17 protein-coding genes and 1 pseudogene are annotated in these 15372 nt (G+C 64.0%); 13 read left to right on the top strand and 5 right to left on the bottom strand.

Annotated features, from left to right (window positions below):
* Positions 1-14: 14 nt before the first annotated feature.
* The 4 genes from sppA (at position 15) to LB555_RS19025 (ending at position 2745) form a co-directional block, all read left to right on the top strand.
* Positions 15-971: a signal peptide peptidase SppA gene (gene sppA / locus LB555_RS19040; protein ID WP_224683486.1), complete on the top strand. Its 957-nt coding sequence runs from the start codon at positions 15-17 to the stop codon at positions 969-971.
* A gap of 79 nt (positions 972-1050) precedes the next feature.
* Positions 1051-1335: an integration host factor subunit beta gene (locus LB555_RS19035; RefSeq protein WP_006200394.1), complete on the top strand. Its 285-nt coding sequence runs from the start codon at positions 1051-1053 to the stop codon at positions 1333-1335.
* 50 nt (positions 1336-1385) lie between these two features.
* Positions 1386-1742 carry a hypothetical protein gene (locus LB555_RS19030; protein WP_015315713.1) on the top strand — a complete coding sequence of 119 codons (357 nt, stop codon included), beginning with the start codon at positions 1386-1388 and terminating at the stop codon, positions 1740-1742.
* 37 nt (positions 1743-1779) lie between these two features.
* On the top strand, positions 1780-2745 hold the full coding sequence (locus LB555_RS19025) for an ornithine cyclodeaminase family protein (RefSeq protein WP_015315712.1): 966 nt from the start codon (positions 1780-1782) through the stop codon (positions 2743-2745).
* Here LB555_RS19025 and LB555_RS19020 read toward each other — a convergent pair.
* Positions 2735-3172, bottom strand: a complete 438-nt coding sequence (locus tag LB555_RS19020) for an EVE domain-containing protein (RefSeq protein WP_015315711.1) — start codon at positions 3170-3172, stop codon at positions 2735-2737. The two genes, LB555_RS19025 and LB555_RS19020, sit on opposite strands and share 11 nt — an antisense overlap.
* Before the next feature lie 149 nt (positions 3173-3321).
* On the opposite strand from LB555_RS19020, the gene LB555_RS19015 reads away from it, so the two are divergent.
* The 7 genes and pseudogenes from LB555_RS19015 (at position 3322) to LB555_RS18985 (ending at position 10950) form a co-directional block, all read left to right on the top strand.
* Complete coding sequence (locus tag LB555_RS19015) at positions 3322-3810, top strand: hypothetical protein (RefSeq protein WP_015315710.1); 489 nt, start codon at positions 3322-3324, stop codon at positions 3808-3810.
* A 116-nt stretch (positions 3811-3926) separates the two neighbouring features.
* Entirely contained in the window at positions 3927-5009 is a 1083-nt protein-coding gene (locus LB555_RS19010; RefSeq protein ID WP_015315709.1) for a class I SAM-dependent rRNA methyltransferase, read from the top strand.
* Position 5010: 1 nt separating this feature from the next.
* The gene (locus LB555_RS19005; protein ID WP_224683485.1) at positions 5011-5868 is read left to right on the top strand and encodes a TrmH family RNA methyltransferase; all 858 of its coding nucleotides are present in this window, start codon (positions 5011-5013) and stop codon (positions 5866-5868) included.
* A gap of 13 nt (positions 5869-5881) precedes the next feature.
* Positions 5882-6379: a signal peptidase II gene (gene lspA / locus LB555_RS19000; RefSeq protein WP_015315707.1), complete on the top strand. Its 498-nt coding sequence runs from the start codon at positions 5882-5884 to the stop codon at positions 6377-6379.
* A 53-nt stretch (positions 6380-6432) separates the two neighbouring features.
* Entirely contained in the window at positions 6433-7422 is a 990-nt protein-coding gene (locus LB555_RS18995; RefSeq protein WP_140721152.1) for an MDR family oxidoreductase, read from the top strand.
* Between the two features lie 143 nt (positions 7423-7565).
* Positions 7566-9835, top strand: a pseudogene (locus LB555_RS18990) (response regulator).
* A gap of 239 nt (positions 9836-10074) precedes the next feature.
* Positions 10075-10950: a GNAT family N-acetyltransferase gene (locus LB555_RS18985; RefSeq protein WP_041163320.1), complete on the top strand. Its 876-nt coding sequence runs from the start codon at positions 10075-10077 to the stop codon at positions 10948-10950.
* Positions 10951-11029: 79 nt separating this feature from the next.
* Here LB555_RS18985 and LB555_RS18980 read toward each other — a convergent pair whose 3' ends face one another.
* Complete coding sequence (locus LB555_RS18980) at positions 11030-11662, bottom strand: trimeric intracellular cation channel family protein (protein WP_140618884.1); 633 nt, start codon at positions 11660-11662, stop codon at positions 11030-11032.
* 103 nt (positions 11663-11765) lie between these two features.
* Complete coding sequence (gene grpE, locus LB555_RS18975) at positions 11766-12398, bottom strand: nucleotide exchange factor GrpE (RefSeq protein ID WP_015315702.1); 633 nt, start codon at positions 12396-12398, stop codon at positions 11766-11768.
* A 238-nt stretch (positions 12399-12636) separates the two neighbouring features.
* On the opposite strand from grpE, the gene LB555_RS18970 reads away from it, so the two are divergent.
* Together LB555_RS18970 and LB555_RS18965 are read left to right on the top strand one after the other, a co-directional pair.
* Positions 12637-12837 (top strand): hypothetical protein, encoded by a 201-nt coding sequence (locus LB555_RS18970; RefSeq protein ID WP_015315701.1) that lies wholly within the window; start codon positions 12637-12639, stop codon positions 12835-12837.
* An 89-nt stretch (positions 12838-12926) separates the two neighbouring features.
* On the top strand, positions 12927-13949 hold the full coding sequence (locus tag LB555_RS18965; RefSeq protein WP_140713196.1) for a fatty acid desaturase: 1023 nt from the start codon (positions 12927-12929) through the stop codon (positions 13947-13949).
* A gap of 45 nt (positions 13950-13994) precedes the next feature.
* Here the strand turns inward: LB555_RS18965 and LB555_RS18960 are convergent, their stop codons facing one another.
* Positions 13995-14615 carry a DJ-1/PfpI family protein gene (locus tag LB555_RS18960; protein WP_015315699.1) on the bottom strand — a complete coding sequence of 207 codons (621 nt, stop codon included), beginning with the start codon at positions 14613-14615 and terminating at the stop codon, positions 13995-13997.
* 149 nt (positions 14616-14764) lie between these two features.
* The gene (locus tag LB555_RS18955; RefSeq protein WP_015315698.1) at positions 14765-15298 is read right to left on the bottom strand and encodes a DUF934 domain-containing protein; all 534 of its coding nucleotides are present in this window, start codon (positions 15296-15298) and stop codon (positions 14765-14767) included.
* Positions 15299-15372: the final 74 nt, after the last annotated feature.

Here is a 15372-nt window from a genome sequence, read left to right as displayed (position 1 = left end):
CTGTGAGGCTGACGATGGCATTGAGAGCCGACGACCTGATCGACCGCCGCCGCTTGCGGCGCAAGCTGACTTTCTGGCGTGTTGTGGCCTTTGGGATCGTGGCGCTCGGGGTGATTGCGCTGTCGGCCTGGTTCTATGGCGACGATTTCGGCGGCTCCGCCGTCGACCACATCGCCAAGGTCAGGATAGAAGGCACCATCACGGAGGACGACGAACTGATCAAGCGGCTCGAGGCCATCCGCCAGTCGCCGAAAGTAAAAGGCGTGATCCTTGTGGTCGATTCTCCTGGCGGCACCACCGTCGGCGGGGAATCGATCTACGAGGAGGTGCGCAAGCTGGCCGCCGACAAGCCTGTCGTGGCCGAGGTCGGCACGCTCGCCGCGTCGGCGGGTTACATGATCGCCAGTGCCGCCGACCATATTGTCGCCCGCAAGACCTCGATCGTCGGCTCGATCGGCGTGCTGATCCAGTATCCCGACGTCAGCGGCCTGATGGACAAGCTCGGCGTCAAGCTGGAGGAGGTCAAGTCCTCGCCGCTGAAAGCCTCACCCTCGCCCTTCAAGCCGACCAATGACGACGAGCGCGCCATGGTCCGCAAGCTCATTCTGGACAGCTACGACTGGTTCGTCGGCATCGTCGCCGAACGTCGCAAGATGACCCACGAACAGGCGCTGGCGCTGGCCGACGGTTCGATCTTCACTGGCCGCCAGGGTGTTGCCAACGGGCTGATCGACGCCGTCGGCGGCGAGTCCGTGGCGATCGACTGGCTGGCGACCAAGGGTGTCGATGCCAAGCTCAAGGTGGTCGAGTGGAAGGACACGGAACGGCGCGGCGGTTTCCTGTTCTCGAAGGCGATGGCACGCACGATCGCCGGCGCGCTCGGCCTGCCGGACTCCGGCGGCGACGTGATCCGTGAACTTGGCGCCGACCGCTTGTTTCTTGACGGTCTCGTTTCCGTCTGGCACCCTTGAGACGCGTTGGGACAGCTAAAAAAGCAAATAAAATCATCCTGATAATTTTGGCCGAACTGCTTTCACGGGGACCCGTCTGATGATCAAGTCCGAGCTTGTGCAGATTATTGCCACGCGCAATCCGCATCTTTTCCTGCGCGACGTCGAAAACATCGTCGGCGCGATCTTCGATGAAATCACCGACGCGCTTGCCGAGGGCAACCGGGTCGAATTGCGCGGTTTCGGCGCTTTTTCGGTGAAGAACCGACCTGCCCGCACCGGCCGCAACCCGCGCACCGGCGAATCCGTCGAGGTCGAGGAGAAATGGGTGCCGTTCTTCAAGACCGGCAAGGAGTTGCGTGAAAGGCTGAACGGCGGCAAGTAGGCGCGTCAGCGCTGGACGGCCTTATCGGCCCGCTTGCGACGGAAAACATCATGCTCAATCGCTTCATGCTCATCGTGGTCTTCGTGCCCCTGGCGATCATCCTGATCGCTTTGGCCGTCGCCAACCGCGAACTCGTCGCCTTCACGCTGGACCCCTTCAATCCCGGAAATCCGAAGCTGACACTCACCTTGCCGCTGTTCATCTTCCTGTTCCTGGCGCTCGCCATCGGCATGGTCGTCGGCAGCCTGGCGACATGGGTGAAGCAGGGCCACTACCGCAAACTGGCTCGCCAGCGCGGTGTCGAGGCCGAAAACCTGCGCCAGGCAGTCAGCCGCACGCCCTCGGTGCCGCAGGCATCAGCCCAAGCACCGGCCCAAGGGTCGGCGTTGCCGAAGCCGACCAATTGAGCCGCAGGTCGGCGCGTTTCTTTTCACGGAGCTTTTCATGCTGACCATTTCGGCCGCTGAGGTCGATCGTGCGCTGACCTTTCCTGGACTGGTCGAGACATTGCGCACGGCATTTCGCGAGGGCGCGGTGCAGCCGGTCAGGCATCATCACACGGTCGAAAGGCCTGACGGCGCGGCGTCGACCTTGCTGCTGATGCCCGCATGGACCGATTTTCACGCCGCGGGCCGTTCCGCCGGCGGCCATATCGGCGTCAAGATCGTCACCGTCTCGCCCGACAACAACGCCGTCGGCAAGCCCGCCGTGATGGGGCTCTATCTCCTGCTCGATGGCAGCACCGGCGAGCCGGAAGCCCTGATCGACGGCCAGCGGCTGACGCAGTGGCGCACGGCGTGCGCCTCGGCCCTCGCGGCGTCCTATCTCGCCCGCGACGATGCCTCGCGGCTGCTCGTGGTCGGCGCCGGCGCGCTGTCGCCCTTCCTGGCCAAGGCGCACAGCGCCGTGCGGCCAATCAAGACCATCCGCATCTGGAACCGCACCCCGGCCAACGCCGAGAAAGTCGCGGCCGATCTGCGCGCCGAGGGCTTCGCGGCCAGCGCCGCGACCGATCTCGATGCCGAGCTTGGCCAAGCCGACATCATCTCCTCGGCGACAATCACCACCACGCCGCTGATCAAGGGCACGTTGCTGCGGCCGGGAACCCATGTCGACTTGGTCGGCGGCTTTACGCCTGCGATGCGCGAAAGCGACGACGACGCGGTCATGCGCGCCCGCGTCTATGTCGACACCCGCGCCGGCGCCACCAAGGAAGCCGGCGACATCCTCCAGCCACTGGCCTCAGGCGTGCTGAAACCACAAGCCATCGTCGCCGACCTGCACGAACTGGCGCGCGGCCAAAAGGAAGGTCGCGGCAGCCCGGACGAGATTACGCTGTTCAAGTCGGTCGGTGCCGCGCTGGAGGACTTGGCCGCCGGCATTGCCGTCTACAAGGCGCTCAGGGGCTAGTCGAAGCGAGTTTGGCGCCCATCGTCTCCGCGATCAAAGCGAAATCTGCCACGCTGATCGGGAACAAGCCAAAGCGCAACGGGTAACCCCAGTTCGATTTGCCTGAGGTGAACTCCAGCCTCTCAAGCAATTGCTTGATCGGCGTTTCCTGTGCCTGCGCCCAGTCGACATCGCGACGGAACGGCGTGAAGCCGCCGCCCATGTCGCCTTGATAGGGGTCTCCTTCCCGCACCATGCCGATCGCCGTGAACGCCTGCAGACCGTCTTTCTCCCCCAAAACCGTGGTCGGCGAATAATAGACGATGCCATCACCGGGCCTGACGCGGCGCAGCGGTGCCGCCTTGCCATGGTTGACCTGCATGAAGCCGCCCTTGCGGCCGCGCCGGACATGTTCGGCCGACGCCACGGCGATCCAATACGCGCTCATTTCTGTTCCTAATTGGCCAGTTGTCCGTCGGCCAACGCTTGCCCGCTAATCGGCCCGCAGTGCCGGAGTGCCAAACGATAGGGCTGGGGCCGCGGCAATGGCAAGTGCGGCCGTTCGGAACGGCTTCGGCCCGGAACCGTTGTTGCGTCATGCGACTATATGGCTTCCTGCTGTTCTGGTCTGTCTTGGCCACCATGATCGCTGCGCTCAGCCTCGGGCCGTCCTTCGCCCATGTCCTGGAATCGGTGCCCCGGCTCACCCGATGGTCCCCGGCGCTTTGGCGCGAGGCCACCGTTTTCAACGGCCAGTTCCTGCTCTTCGCAATCATTGGCGCGCCGCTGGATGTCGCGGCAATCATCTGCCCGGGACTGCTGGCGTGGCTGCTGCGCCAGGATCGGCCGGCGTTCTGGTTCGCACTCGCCGCCACCTTGCTCTATGCGCTATCCCTCGTGCTTTGGTTCGTTCTCGTCAAACCGGCCAATAAAATTCTCGCCACCTGGGTGCCAGGGCCAATTCCAGACAATTTCGAAGCCATACGGCTGCGCTGGGAAACCGGCCACATGGCCGTCACGGCGGCCAAGGCTGCCGGCTTCGTTTCGCTGGTTGTCGCACTGCTTTCGATCGGGCGTGGCGGCTAAACCATCCGCAATCGCCGCAATTGCCCAATCGTTGCTATCGCAATGTCGCGCGGGTTTGTTGCGCCGATGGGCATAGCTGTGGCAGAAGCGGGCCGAACCGCCGGAGAAGCTGTCTCTTGAAGTCTTTTCGCGACAAACGCCGCGACGGCCGCCCGCACCAGCCGGGTAAAGGCGAAGCCGCGCAATCGCGTCCACCGGAAGGTCGCGGCGTGGCCAGGCCGGAGGTCAGGCCGCGGCAAGACCTGAAGCCGGACCAGCCCGCACCGAAATCCACGCCCCGCAACCTTGCCCGTCGCGACGGCGTCCTGCCCGCTGAGCAACTTCCGGTAATCCTCGAAGTGGCACCCAACGCGGATTACGCGCTGCTCGACAGCGGCGCGGGACAAAAGCTTGAACAATATGGCCCCTACCGCATCGTGCGGCCCGAGGGCCAGGCGATCTGGCAGAAAGCTCTGCCGGCAAAGGACTGGGAGCGTGCCGACGCGATCTTCACCGGTGACACCGACGAGGAAGGCATCGGTCGCTGGCGTTTTCCCAGGACGCCGCTCGGCGAAACCTGGCCGATGAAGCATGACGGCATCGACTATCTCGGCCGCTTCACCTCGTTTCGCCATGTCGGCGTCTTTCCCGAGCAGGCGTCGCACTGGGACCATATGGCCGGGCTGATCGCGGCCGCCAGGCGGCCAGTCAAGGTACTCAACCTGTTCGGCTATACCGGCCTTGCCTCGCTGGTGGCGGCGCGCGCCGGCGCCGAGGTCACCCATGTCGACGCCTCGAAGAAGGCGATCGGCTGGGCTCGCGAAAACCAGGAGATATCCGGACTTGGCGGCAAGCCGATCCGCTGGATCGTCGACGACGCGGTCAAGTTCGCCGAGCGCGAGGAGCGTCGCGGCAGCCGCTACGACATCATCCTGTTCGATCCGCCGGCCTATGGCCGCGGCCCCAAGGGCGAGGTCTGGCAATTGTTCGAAGATCTTCCCGATCTGACGGACCTCTGTCGCTCGATCCTGACCCCAAGACCGCTTGCCGTGGTGCTGACCGCCTATTCGATCCGTGCCTCCTTCTTCGCCATCCACGCTCTGGTGCGCGACACGTTCGCCGGCATGGGCGGCAAGGTTGAATCGGGTGAGCTGATCATCCGTGAAAAGTCCGCCGGCCGGGCGCTTTCGACGTCACTGTTTTCGCGCTGGGTGGCCTGACATGAACGAACGGCATGCCGGCGCGCCCGGTCAGGTGAAGGAAGTCACCAGCCTTGCCAATCCGCTGGTCAAGGACATCAAGGTACTTGCCTTGAAGAAATTCCGCGACCAGCAGAACGCCTTCATGGCCGAGGGGCTGAAGCTGGTCATCGATGCGCTCGACTTGGGCTGGCAGATCAGGACGTTGGTTTTCGCCAAGGCAGGACGCGGCAATGCGGCCGTGGAAAAGGTCGCGGCACGCACGGTCGCCGCCGGGGGCACCGTGCTCGAAGTATCGGAAAAGGTGCTTGTCGCCATCACCCGCCGCGACAATCCGCAAATGGTGGTCGGCGTCTTCTCGCAGAAATTCCTGGCCCTGAAGGACATCCGTGCCGACAATGGCGATGTCTGGGTGGCGCTCGACCGGGTGCGCGATCCCGGCAATCTCGGCACCGTCATCCGCACCGTCGATGCCGTCGGCGCCAAGGGCGTCATCCTGGTCGGCGACACGACCGATCCGTTTTCGGTGGAAACGGTGCGCGCCACCATGGGGTCGATCTTCGCCATCCCGGTGGCCAAGGCAACTACGGAGGCATTCCTTGCCTGGCGTGGCGGCTTTTCAGGGCTGGTTGCCGGCACGCATCTGAAAGGCGCGGTCGACTATCGCTCGGTCGATTTTTCCCGCGGGCCGGTGCTGCTGATGATGGGCAATGAGCAGCAGGGCCTGCCCGAAAGCCTGGCGGCAAGCTGCGACAGGCTGCTCAGGATTCCGCAGGCGGGCCGTGCCGATTCGCTCAATCTGGCGGTCGCCACCGGCATCATGCTGTTCGAGATCCGGCGCGGCGCGCTGAAGCTCGAACCAATTTCGGACCAGCAATGAGGGTTGCCCAATCGTGAAATCATGGTCTCCCTACGCGCTGCTCGTCATCGTGGCCATCGCGCTCGACCAGTGGATAAAGACGCGGGTCGAAGCCGGACTGCCCTTCCAGGAAAAGCTCGACCTCCTGCCCTTCCTGGCGCTGTTTCGCACCTACAACACCGGCATCGCCTTCTCGATGTTCTCCTCCTTCGGTGACATCGGCCTGGTTGTCATCGCGGTGCTGGTCGTCGCTTTCGTGCTTTACCTCGCCACGCGCACGCCATCGGGCCATGTCATCGCCCGCACCGGCTTTGCCCTGATCATCGGCGGCGCGCTGGGCAATCTGATCGACCGCGCCGTCTATAGCCACGTCATCGATTACATCCTGTTCCACACGCCGGTCTGGTCCTTCGCCGTCTTCAACCTTGCCGATGCCTTCATTTCGGTGGGCGCGGCCCTGGTCGTCTTCGACGAACTCATCGGCTGGCGGCGTGAACCCACGCCTCCGAACGCCAAGCCTTCCGAGGATTGACCCCGCGCGGCCATCGCCGCACAGTCACGCCGAGCAAGTTCGCGGAGAAAAAGATGACCGAAACCTTCAAAGCCATCCTCGTTTCGCGCGATGCCGAGAAAAAACAGTCGGTCGCCGTGACCGATCTCACCGACGCCGATCTGATGGAGGGCGACGTCACCATCGCGGTCGAGGCGACGACGGTGAACTACAAGGATGGACTGGCGATATCGGGCAAGGCGCCGGTGATCCGTCGATGGCCGCTGGTGCCGGGCATCGACCTTGCAGGCACCGTCATCTCTTCTTCCAATCCCGACTGGCGCAAGGGCGACAAGGTCATCCTGAATGGCTGGGGTGTTGGCGAAACCCATTTCGGCGCCTATGCCGGGCGCGCCCGCGTCAAGGGCGACTGGCTGGTGCCCCTGCCGGAAGGCATGAGCGCGCATGATGCCATGGCGGTCGGCACCGCCGGCTACACGGCCATGCTCTGCGTCATGGCGCTGGAGCGGCACGGCATCCTGCCTGAGCGCGGACCTGTCGTGGTGACGGGTGCTGCCGGCGGCGTCGGTTCGGTCGCGGTCTCGATCCTGTCCAGCCTCGGCTACCATGTCATCGCGTCAACCGGCCGCAACGCCGAAAGCCCCTATCTGATCAACCTCGGCGCCGCCGAGGTGATATCGCGCGACGCGCTCAACCAACCCGCCAAGCCGTTGGCCAAGGAGCGCTGGGCCGGCGGCATCGATTCGGTCGGCAGCCACACGCTGGCCAATGTGCTGTCGATGACCTCCTATGGCGGCGCGGTCGCGGCCTGCGGCCTGGCCGGCGGCATGGATCTTCCGTCGAGTGTCGCCCCCTTCATCCTGCGCGGCGTCTCCCTGCTCGGCATCGATTCGGTGATGGCGCCGAAAGCCGTGCGCCTCGAGGCCTGGCGGCGCATCGGCTCCGATCTCGATGTGGACAAGCTCGCCAGCCTGTCCACGACCATCGGCTTCGACGGCATCATCGGTGCGGCACACGACATCGTCGACGGCAAGATCCGTGGCCGCGTCGTCGTCGACATGTGACCCGGCTCAGGGGTGGCAGGCGCGGGGCGGAATTGCCACATTGGTGGCAAATACGTCGCCGCCGGGCCAAAAACGCCCGATCCGCTAAAATTCGAACGATCCCCCGCAATTTTGCATAATCTCTGTCTGGCAAAGGATCTCGCATGATCGCGGAATCCGACAGCCAACAGGCCGACGCCGGCGACGACATCGATGCGGCATCGGCGCAACCGCCCCCCCGCCGCTGGTCCCTGATCAGCAACCGGCCAAGCGCGAAGGCCTGCCGATCCTGACCTTCGTTGCCGTCATGCTGCTGGCCGGCCTCTCATCCCTGACCGGGGCGCCAGTCTTCATCAGCCTTGCCTTGCTGGCAACCGGCCTTGCTGGCCTGGCCATGCATCTGCGCGCCAGACGCAGCGTACGCCGCACCGCGGTCCTGCTCGACGAAACCACCGCCCGTAACCGCGCCGAGATCGAGACGCTGGCCGACCGCATGTGGGAGATGCAGGAAAGCGAGGAGCGCTTTCGCGGTCTCATCGACGCGCTCGGCGATCTCGTCATCCATCGCGACCGCGACGGCTACATCGTCTACGCCAACAAGGTGTTCGCCGACCTCGTCGAAACCGATCCGCGCGATCTTGCCGGCAAGACGTTGGCCGAACTCGGCATCGAGGTCGGCATCGTTCCCGATGCGGCTTTCTCCGATCATGAATGCCTGAGTTCCACCGACGTTGCCATCCGCACGCCGACAGGCCCGCGCTGGTTCTCCTGGATCGAGTTGTCGGTGCGCGAAAAGGACAGTGGTGCCGTCTCGCATCGCGCCATCGCCCGCGACATCACAGCACGCAAGCGCGCTGAATCGTCCATGATCACCGCGCGCGAGCGGGCCGAATTCGCGAGCCAGGCCAAGTCGCGCTTCCTCGCCACCGTCAGCCATGAGATCCGCACGCCGATGAACGGCATCATGGGCATGGCCAGGCTGCTCGCCGACACCAGCCTTTCGCCGGAGCAGCAGACCTATGTCGGCGCCATCTCGACCTCGGCCAGCGCCTTGCTTGCCCTGATCGAGGACCTGCTCGACTATTCCAAGATCGAGGCCGGACGCTTCGATCCCGAACCGCAGCCCATGTCGGTGCGCGAGATCGCCGACAACATCATCGAATTGATGGCCGCGCGCGCCTTCGCCAAGAATATCGGCCTCGGCTGCCATGTCGAACCGGATGTGCCGCAATTGATCACCGCCGATCCGGGCCGGGTCAGGCAGGTGCTGCTCAACCTCATCGGCAACGCCATCAAGTTCACCGACAGTGGGGGCGTGCTGGTCAGCGTCGCGCGCGCCCGAACCGAGACCAGCGACCGCATCTGCTTCACCATCGCCGATACCGGTCCCGGCCTGCGCGACGAGGACATGGAGCGCATCTTCGAGGAGTTCGAGCAGGCCGACGGCACCTCGACGCGCACGCATGGCGGTGCTGGACTGGGACTTGCCATCTCCAAGCGCCTGGTGGCCGCCATGGGCGGCACGATTTCGGTTTCCAGCCGGCTTGGCCAGGGATCGGAATTCGTCTTCGAGATTCCCGCCACATCAGCCACCGAGCCGCCGCAGGGCCGGTTGAACGCGCTTGCCGGGCGACGCGCCGTGATCGTCTCCAAGAACACCGTCGAGGCCGACGCCATCGCCCGCACCATCCGCTCCAATGGCGGAGCGGCCGGAATCGCCACCACCGTGGCTCAGGCCGCATCCTTTGCCGACGGCTGCGACGTGCTTCTGGTCGACGCGGCCATGGAAGAGAGTGACGGAAGGCTGCTCAAGCGGCTTCGCCAGCATGGGTTTTCCGATTGCGAAGCCGTCACGCTGATCGCACCCACCGACCGCGGCATGCTGGGCGAGTTTCGTGCCAGCGGCTACGCGACTTTCCTTGCCCGGCCAGTGCGCGGAGGAACACTTTTGCGTGTCCTTTTGAGCAGCCACGCACCGGTCCTGGCCCAGCCGCAGCCGGAAAAACGCCGCGCGCCGGCGCTTCGTGCCTCAGGCGAACGCCAGCAGGGCCTGTCCGTGCTGATCGCCGAGGACAACGACATCAATGCCATGCTGGCCCGCGCGACGCTGTTGAAGGCCGGGCATCGCGTCAAGGTGGTCGGCAATGGCAAGGCCGCCGTCGAGGCGGTCACTGGTGCCGGCCACAAGCACCGCTTCGACGTGGTGCTGATGGATCTTCACATGCCCGTCATGGACGGACTGGACGCCATTGCCGCGATCCGCCGCCATGAAGAGGAGGCCTCCGTGCCGCCGGTGCCGATCATGGTGCTGTCGGCCGACAGCCAGGAAAAGACTCGCCATGCGGTGCTCGCCCACGGCGCCAGCGGCTTCGTCACCAAGCCGCTCGACCCCGATGCGCTGGTCAGTGCCGTCGAGGGCCAGGTCGCCGCTTGAGCCAGCTTTTTCCGGGTGCGTGGCTGGTCAAGGCCGCCAAAAACCAGCCCATTTTCGGCGCCCGCGAACGCGACGCGCCTGGGTCTTGTGGCGCAACGTAGCCGGTTGACCGTTTTCGCCAGCCGACGAAGTATTGCCCGCGACGCCGTATCACGGTACTGTCACAATCCTGTTGCACCTACACCGTATCCCCGTGCCAAGAGGGATGGCTCGAAGGAGAATCACTCGTGCATACAGTTATGCCGGAATGTGACACTCGGCCGAACGCCAGCAGCGCCTTGCTCGCCGGACGTAATGTCGATTCCGTCATAAAGGGCGCGGCGCTCGGCCGTATCGGCAATCTCGAAGTGCGGCTCGCCCGCAACGAGGCCGAGATCGCGGCCGCGCAGGAAGTGCGTTACCGTGTATTCTATGACGAGCTTGGCGCCAGGAAGGATCTGTTCCAGGCGCAGGACCGCCGCGACGCCGACCGCTTCGACCCGCTCTGCGACCATCTGCTCGTCCTCGACACCACGCTTTCCGGCCCTGAGCACCGTCGCATCGTCGGCACCTATCGGTTGCTGCGGCAAGAAATCGCGGCAACCGCCGGAGGCTTCTATTCCGAAGGCGAATTCGAGCTGACCAAGCTCATCGCCCGCCATCCCAGCCAGCGTTTCCTTGAACTCGGCCGTTCCTGCGTCTTGCCGGAATACCGTTCGAAGCGCACCATCGAAGCGCTATGGCAAGGCATCTGGGCCTACATCAATCACTACGAGATCGGGGTGATGACCGGCTGCGCCTCGTTCCATGGCACCGTGCCGGCCGCGCATGCGGAGGCGCTCACCTATCTTGCCCATCACTGCCGCACCAACTCGGCCTGGGACGTGCGCGCTGTGTCGGGGCGCTATTGCTCCATGGACCTGATGCCGATCGAGGCGGTCAACACCAAGGCGGCGATCGCGGCGATGCCGCCTCTGGTCAAGGGCTATCTGCGGGTCGGCGCTCGCATCGGCGATGGTTGCGTCATCGACCGCGAATTCTCCACGGTCGACATTTTCGTCGTGATGCCGGTCAAGGAGATCGGTGCCCGCTACGTCAACTATTATGGCGGGGAAGCGCAGCGCTTCGCCGCGTGAGCGATTAGGCAGTAGTCAGTAGTCAAGACGACACGATTCGCGCTTCGGCGACTACTGACCACTCCCCTACTCCCTCTCCTCACGGAATGTCTTCCGGCCGCCGGCCGGGCCGGCTCTTGTAGGCTGGAAAGGTCCAGCCGAAACGGAGCGCGCCGCCGCGAACCGCGAACGCCGCGGCGAAGCCGGCCAGCTCTGAAACGATCGGCGGCAATCCTGTGACGTCGCCAGCCGTGAAGATGGCAGCGCCCGTGAGAGCGGCCGTAACATAGATTTCCGGCCTCAGCAGCACCGAGGGTTCGCCGGCCAGCAGATCGCGCAGGATACCGCCGGACGTGGCGGTGAGCACGCCGGTGATGACGGAGACGACCGGCGAACCGGTAATGGCCAGTCCCTTGGCCGCACCCATCACCGAAAAAGCGGCCAGCCCGATGGCGTCGAGCCAGAGCAGCCATTTCCAGCGGGATTCGATACGGTGCGCGGCAAAGAAAACCAGCACAGCGGCCGCCGCGCAAATCAGCACGTAGCTGGAGTTGGCGACCCAGAAAACCGGCAGATTGAGGATGACGTCGCGAAGCGTGCCGCCGCCGATGCCGGTGACGCTGGCCAGGAACAGGAAGCCGATAATGTCGAGCTGTTTGCGCGACGCCGCCAACGCCCCCGTCGCCGCGAAGACGGCAACGCCGGCATAGTCGAGGAGAGCGATCGGGTTCATGGAGTGAGTAGTGAAGCAGTCAGTAGTGAATGGCAATTGGCGAAGCAGGCGCCTCCCCGGCCCGGTCCCTGCTACTCACAACTCTCTATCGCTACCCCACTAATCACGCATCCTTCTCGGCCTGCTCATTGACCGGCCCTGGCTCGACCGGCGCGTCGGCGGCGATTTTCGGACCGCCCTTGGCGACGCCGACCATGGCCGGGCGCAGCACCCGCTCGCCGATCGAATAGCCCGGCTGCACGACCTGGACCACGGTGTTGGCCGGAACATCGGGATTGGGCACTTCAAACATTGCCTGGTGGAAATTGGGATCGAACTTCTCGCCCTCGGGAGCGAGTTTCTTGACCCCATGCCGCTCCAGCGCCGACAGCATGGCGCGCTCGGTCAGGTCGACGCCTTCGATCAGCGCCTTGAAGCCGGCATCCCCCGATGCCTTGGCCTCGGCCGGAATGGCATCCAGGGCGCGGCGCAGATTGTCCGACACGGACAACATGTCGCGGGCGAAATTCGCCACCGCATAAGTGCGCGCGTCATGCACGTCGCGCGCGGTGCGGCGGCGCAGGTTTTCCATCTCGGCCGCGACCCGCAGCGCGCGGTCCTTCAGCTCTTCATTTTCCTTCAGCAGCCGCACAAGCGCTTCGTAGTCGCCATCGGTGCTGCCTTCCGTGCGCTCGGCATTGGCCTCGGCCGCCTCGGCTTCATTGGGCGTGCGTTCGTCTTTTGCCTGGTCGCTCATCGCCGTTTCCCGTCATCTCGAATGGTATGGATTTTGTGCCCGATATCGAGGTTCGCAGGCCAAAAATCAAGGGGAAAGCGACCGCAGGCGCCTGCGACCCGACCAGGAAAGCACGGTGGGGACGCTTCGATTTTAATTCAAATTTTACCGTACTTGCCGGCTTTGCTTGCCACGAGGCGGTGATGCGGGAACCATTCCGCTGCTGGGGGAGTTTCGGAGCCGACGCAGGATTTTTGAAATGATGACCCGCAACAAGCTTGAAAAAGGAGAAGGGCTCGCTGCGGAGGTTCGGCGCCAGTTCGGCGCCGAGGCAGTGACGCGCTTTCTGCGCACCTTGCCAGCCTTCCGCATCGAACCCGACATTCCGGACCGATTTGAGCAATTGCTCGAGCATCTCGACCGGGTCGAGGATGGCGACGCCGGCTGGCGCCGGCAGTAGGATCGCCCGGACCTTACGCGACAATTACGCACAGTAACTTTGCGTGATCCCTGGCTTGCGGTGGCGGCGCACCCTGCCTATGCTTCCTGATGAACATGATTTCCCCCGAGGCAGCTGCCAACAGCAAGCGTGCCTGGCTCAAGATCCTGGCGCGCTACAAGAAGCCTGACAGGCGGCGTAGCACACTCGAACTCGCCATCACCCTCGTTCCTTTCGCCACGCTGTGGGCTCTGTCTTCCGCTGCCTATGCCTATGGTCATTGGTGGGGACTGGTGCTGATCCTGCCCGCGGCCGGCTTCCTGGTGCGGATTTTCATGATCCAGCACGATTGCGGCCATGGCTCCTTCTTTGCCAATCGCATTGCCGATGACTGGATCGGCCGGGCGCTGGGCATCCTGACGCTGACGCCCTACGACTGCTGGCGGCGTGCCCATGCCACCCATCATGCCAGCGCCGGCAATCTCGACGAACGCGGCATGGGCGACATCAGGACGCTGACCGTCGCCGAATACCGGCGGATGTCCTGGCGGGGTCGCCTGGCTTATCGCCTCTACCGTCATCCCCTGGTGATGTTCGGCCTGGGGCCGATCTGGCTGTTCATCTTCTCGCAAAGGCTGCCTATCGGCATGATGCGTGGCGGCCTGACGCCCTGGGTGTCGTCAATGACCACCAATCTTGGCATCGCGCTTGCCGCGGCCATCCTCATCTGGGTCATCGGCCCCGGCGCGTTCCTGATCGTCCATCTGCCGATCGTCATTCTCGCCGGTTCGGCCGGCATCTGGCTGTTCTATGTCCAGCACCAGTTCGAGGAGACCGAATGGGCGAAGGATGAGGAATGGGAGTTCCAGCGCGCCGCCCTGCACGGCTCGTCCTATTACGACCTCCCGCCGGTGCTGAACTGGTTCACCGGCAATATCGGCGTTCACCACGTCCACCACCTCTCCGCCAAGGTGCCCGGCTACCGGCTGCAGGAAGTGCTGCGGGATTATCCCGAGTTGCGCGGCATCGGCCGCGTCACGCTCCTCGAGAGCCTGCGCTGCGTCAAACTGGCCTTGTGGGACGAAAGCAGCCACAAACTGGTGTCGTTCCGCGAAGCGCGGATGGCGGCGTAGAGCATACCGCCGCGCCAGCGCGCGGCGGTATTTCCCAAACCTTTCTCAGGCCGCTTGCCGCTCGTCGCGCATCAGGATCTGGCCATGGCGGATCTCCGTGCCCAGCACCTTCAGGCATTCGCGGATGAAATTGGACAGGCCCGGCCAGCCCTTGGCCGAAACGAGATTGCCGTCGACATGGGCCCCGTTCGGCGCGACGTCGATATAGATGCCGCCGGCCAGCGTGACTTCCGGCTCGCAATAGTGAAGCGCCGCCACTTCCCTGCCCCGCACCACGCCGTCGACCGCGATCAGGATCTGCACGCCATGGCAGATGGTGAAGATCGGCTTGCCTGTCTCATGGAAGTGCCGCACCAGCGCCTGCACCCGCTTGTCGATACGGATGTATTCGGGACCGCGCCCGCCCGCCGCGTAGACGGCATCGTACTGGGCCGGATCAACCTCGGAAAACGTCTTGTTGAGGATGTAATCGTGTCCGGGCTTCTCGGTGTAGGTCTGGTGGCCTTCGAAATCGTGCAGCGATGTCTTCAGCACATCGCCCGCCTTCTTGTCCGGGCAAACGACATGCACTGTATGGCCGACGGCATGCATGGCCTGTTCAAAGACGAAAATCTCGTATTCCTCGCTGAACTCGCCAACGAGCATCAATATCTTCTTGCCAGCCATTCCCGGTTCCTCCCTTTGTGGCCATTTATTTCGGGTTGCGAAATAACAGCGATATCCTAAGAGCAAGATGCCGGAAGGAAAAGCGCAAATCGCACAATTGGTACGACCAGTTTTTGGAGTAGAGGCCTTCGACCTTGCTAGAAAAAGCGTCAGCTGTTGCGAAGGCGCCGCCAGGAATATTTCGGTCCCTTGGTCTCCGTTATGGCGGCCGGCTGGTAATAAAGCCCCAACCCGCCGGTGCGGCCTTCTTCCAGGCGCTTCATGAGCACTGGATTCGAGATCTCGAATTCATCGAAGCCAAGCCGCAGCATGTGCGGCAACGGGTCGACCAGGACCTGCCCGGTGGCACGCAACGCGCCCGTGAAATGATAACGGCTGCGCAGCAGTTCGCCCTTGGAGAAGGAGCGGCCGTCGCCGAAAGCCGGGAAGGCCAGCGCCACCAGCGACAGCTGGTCGAGCAGGTCGACGATCTTCTCGAGCGGGTCGCCGGGTTGCAGCACGACGCCGAGCCGCTCCTTCGCCGAGCGGCGCACCTCCGGGTCGAGATCGAGGAAGGCCTGCAGCGGCAAGATGAATCGGCCATTGCCGGAAAGCGCGTCGGCGCTTTCGGCATGGCTCCACTCGTCCTCGCGAAAACCCTCCGGGGTCCAGAGCCGGGTCTCCGGTGTCGTCAGTCCAGTCATCAAAATTCCTAAAATTCGAAGAGCTCGAGCGTGTGTTGAAATTCAGGTCAGGTTGCGTCGAAAACGGCGGCTTG

This window comes from Mesorhizobium sp. BR-1-1-10, assembly GCF_020165595.1.
Lineage (GTDB): Bacteria > Pseudomonadota > Alphaproteobacteria > Rhizobiales > Rhizobiaceae > Mesorhizobium > Mesorhizobium australicum.
Note: the sequence above shows the minus strand (reverse complement) of the source record. Positions and strands in the feature narration are given on the sequence as shown.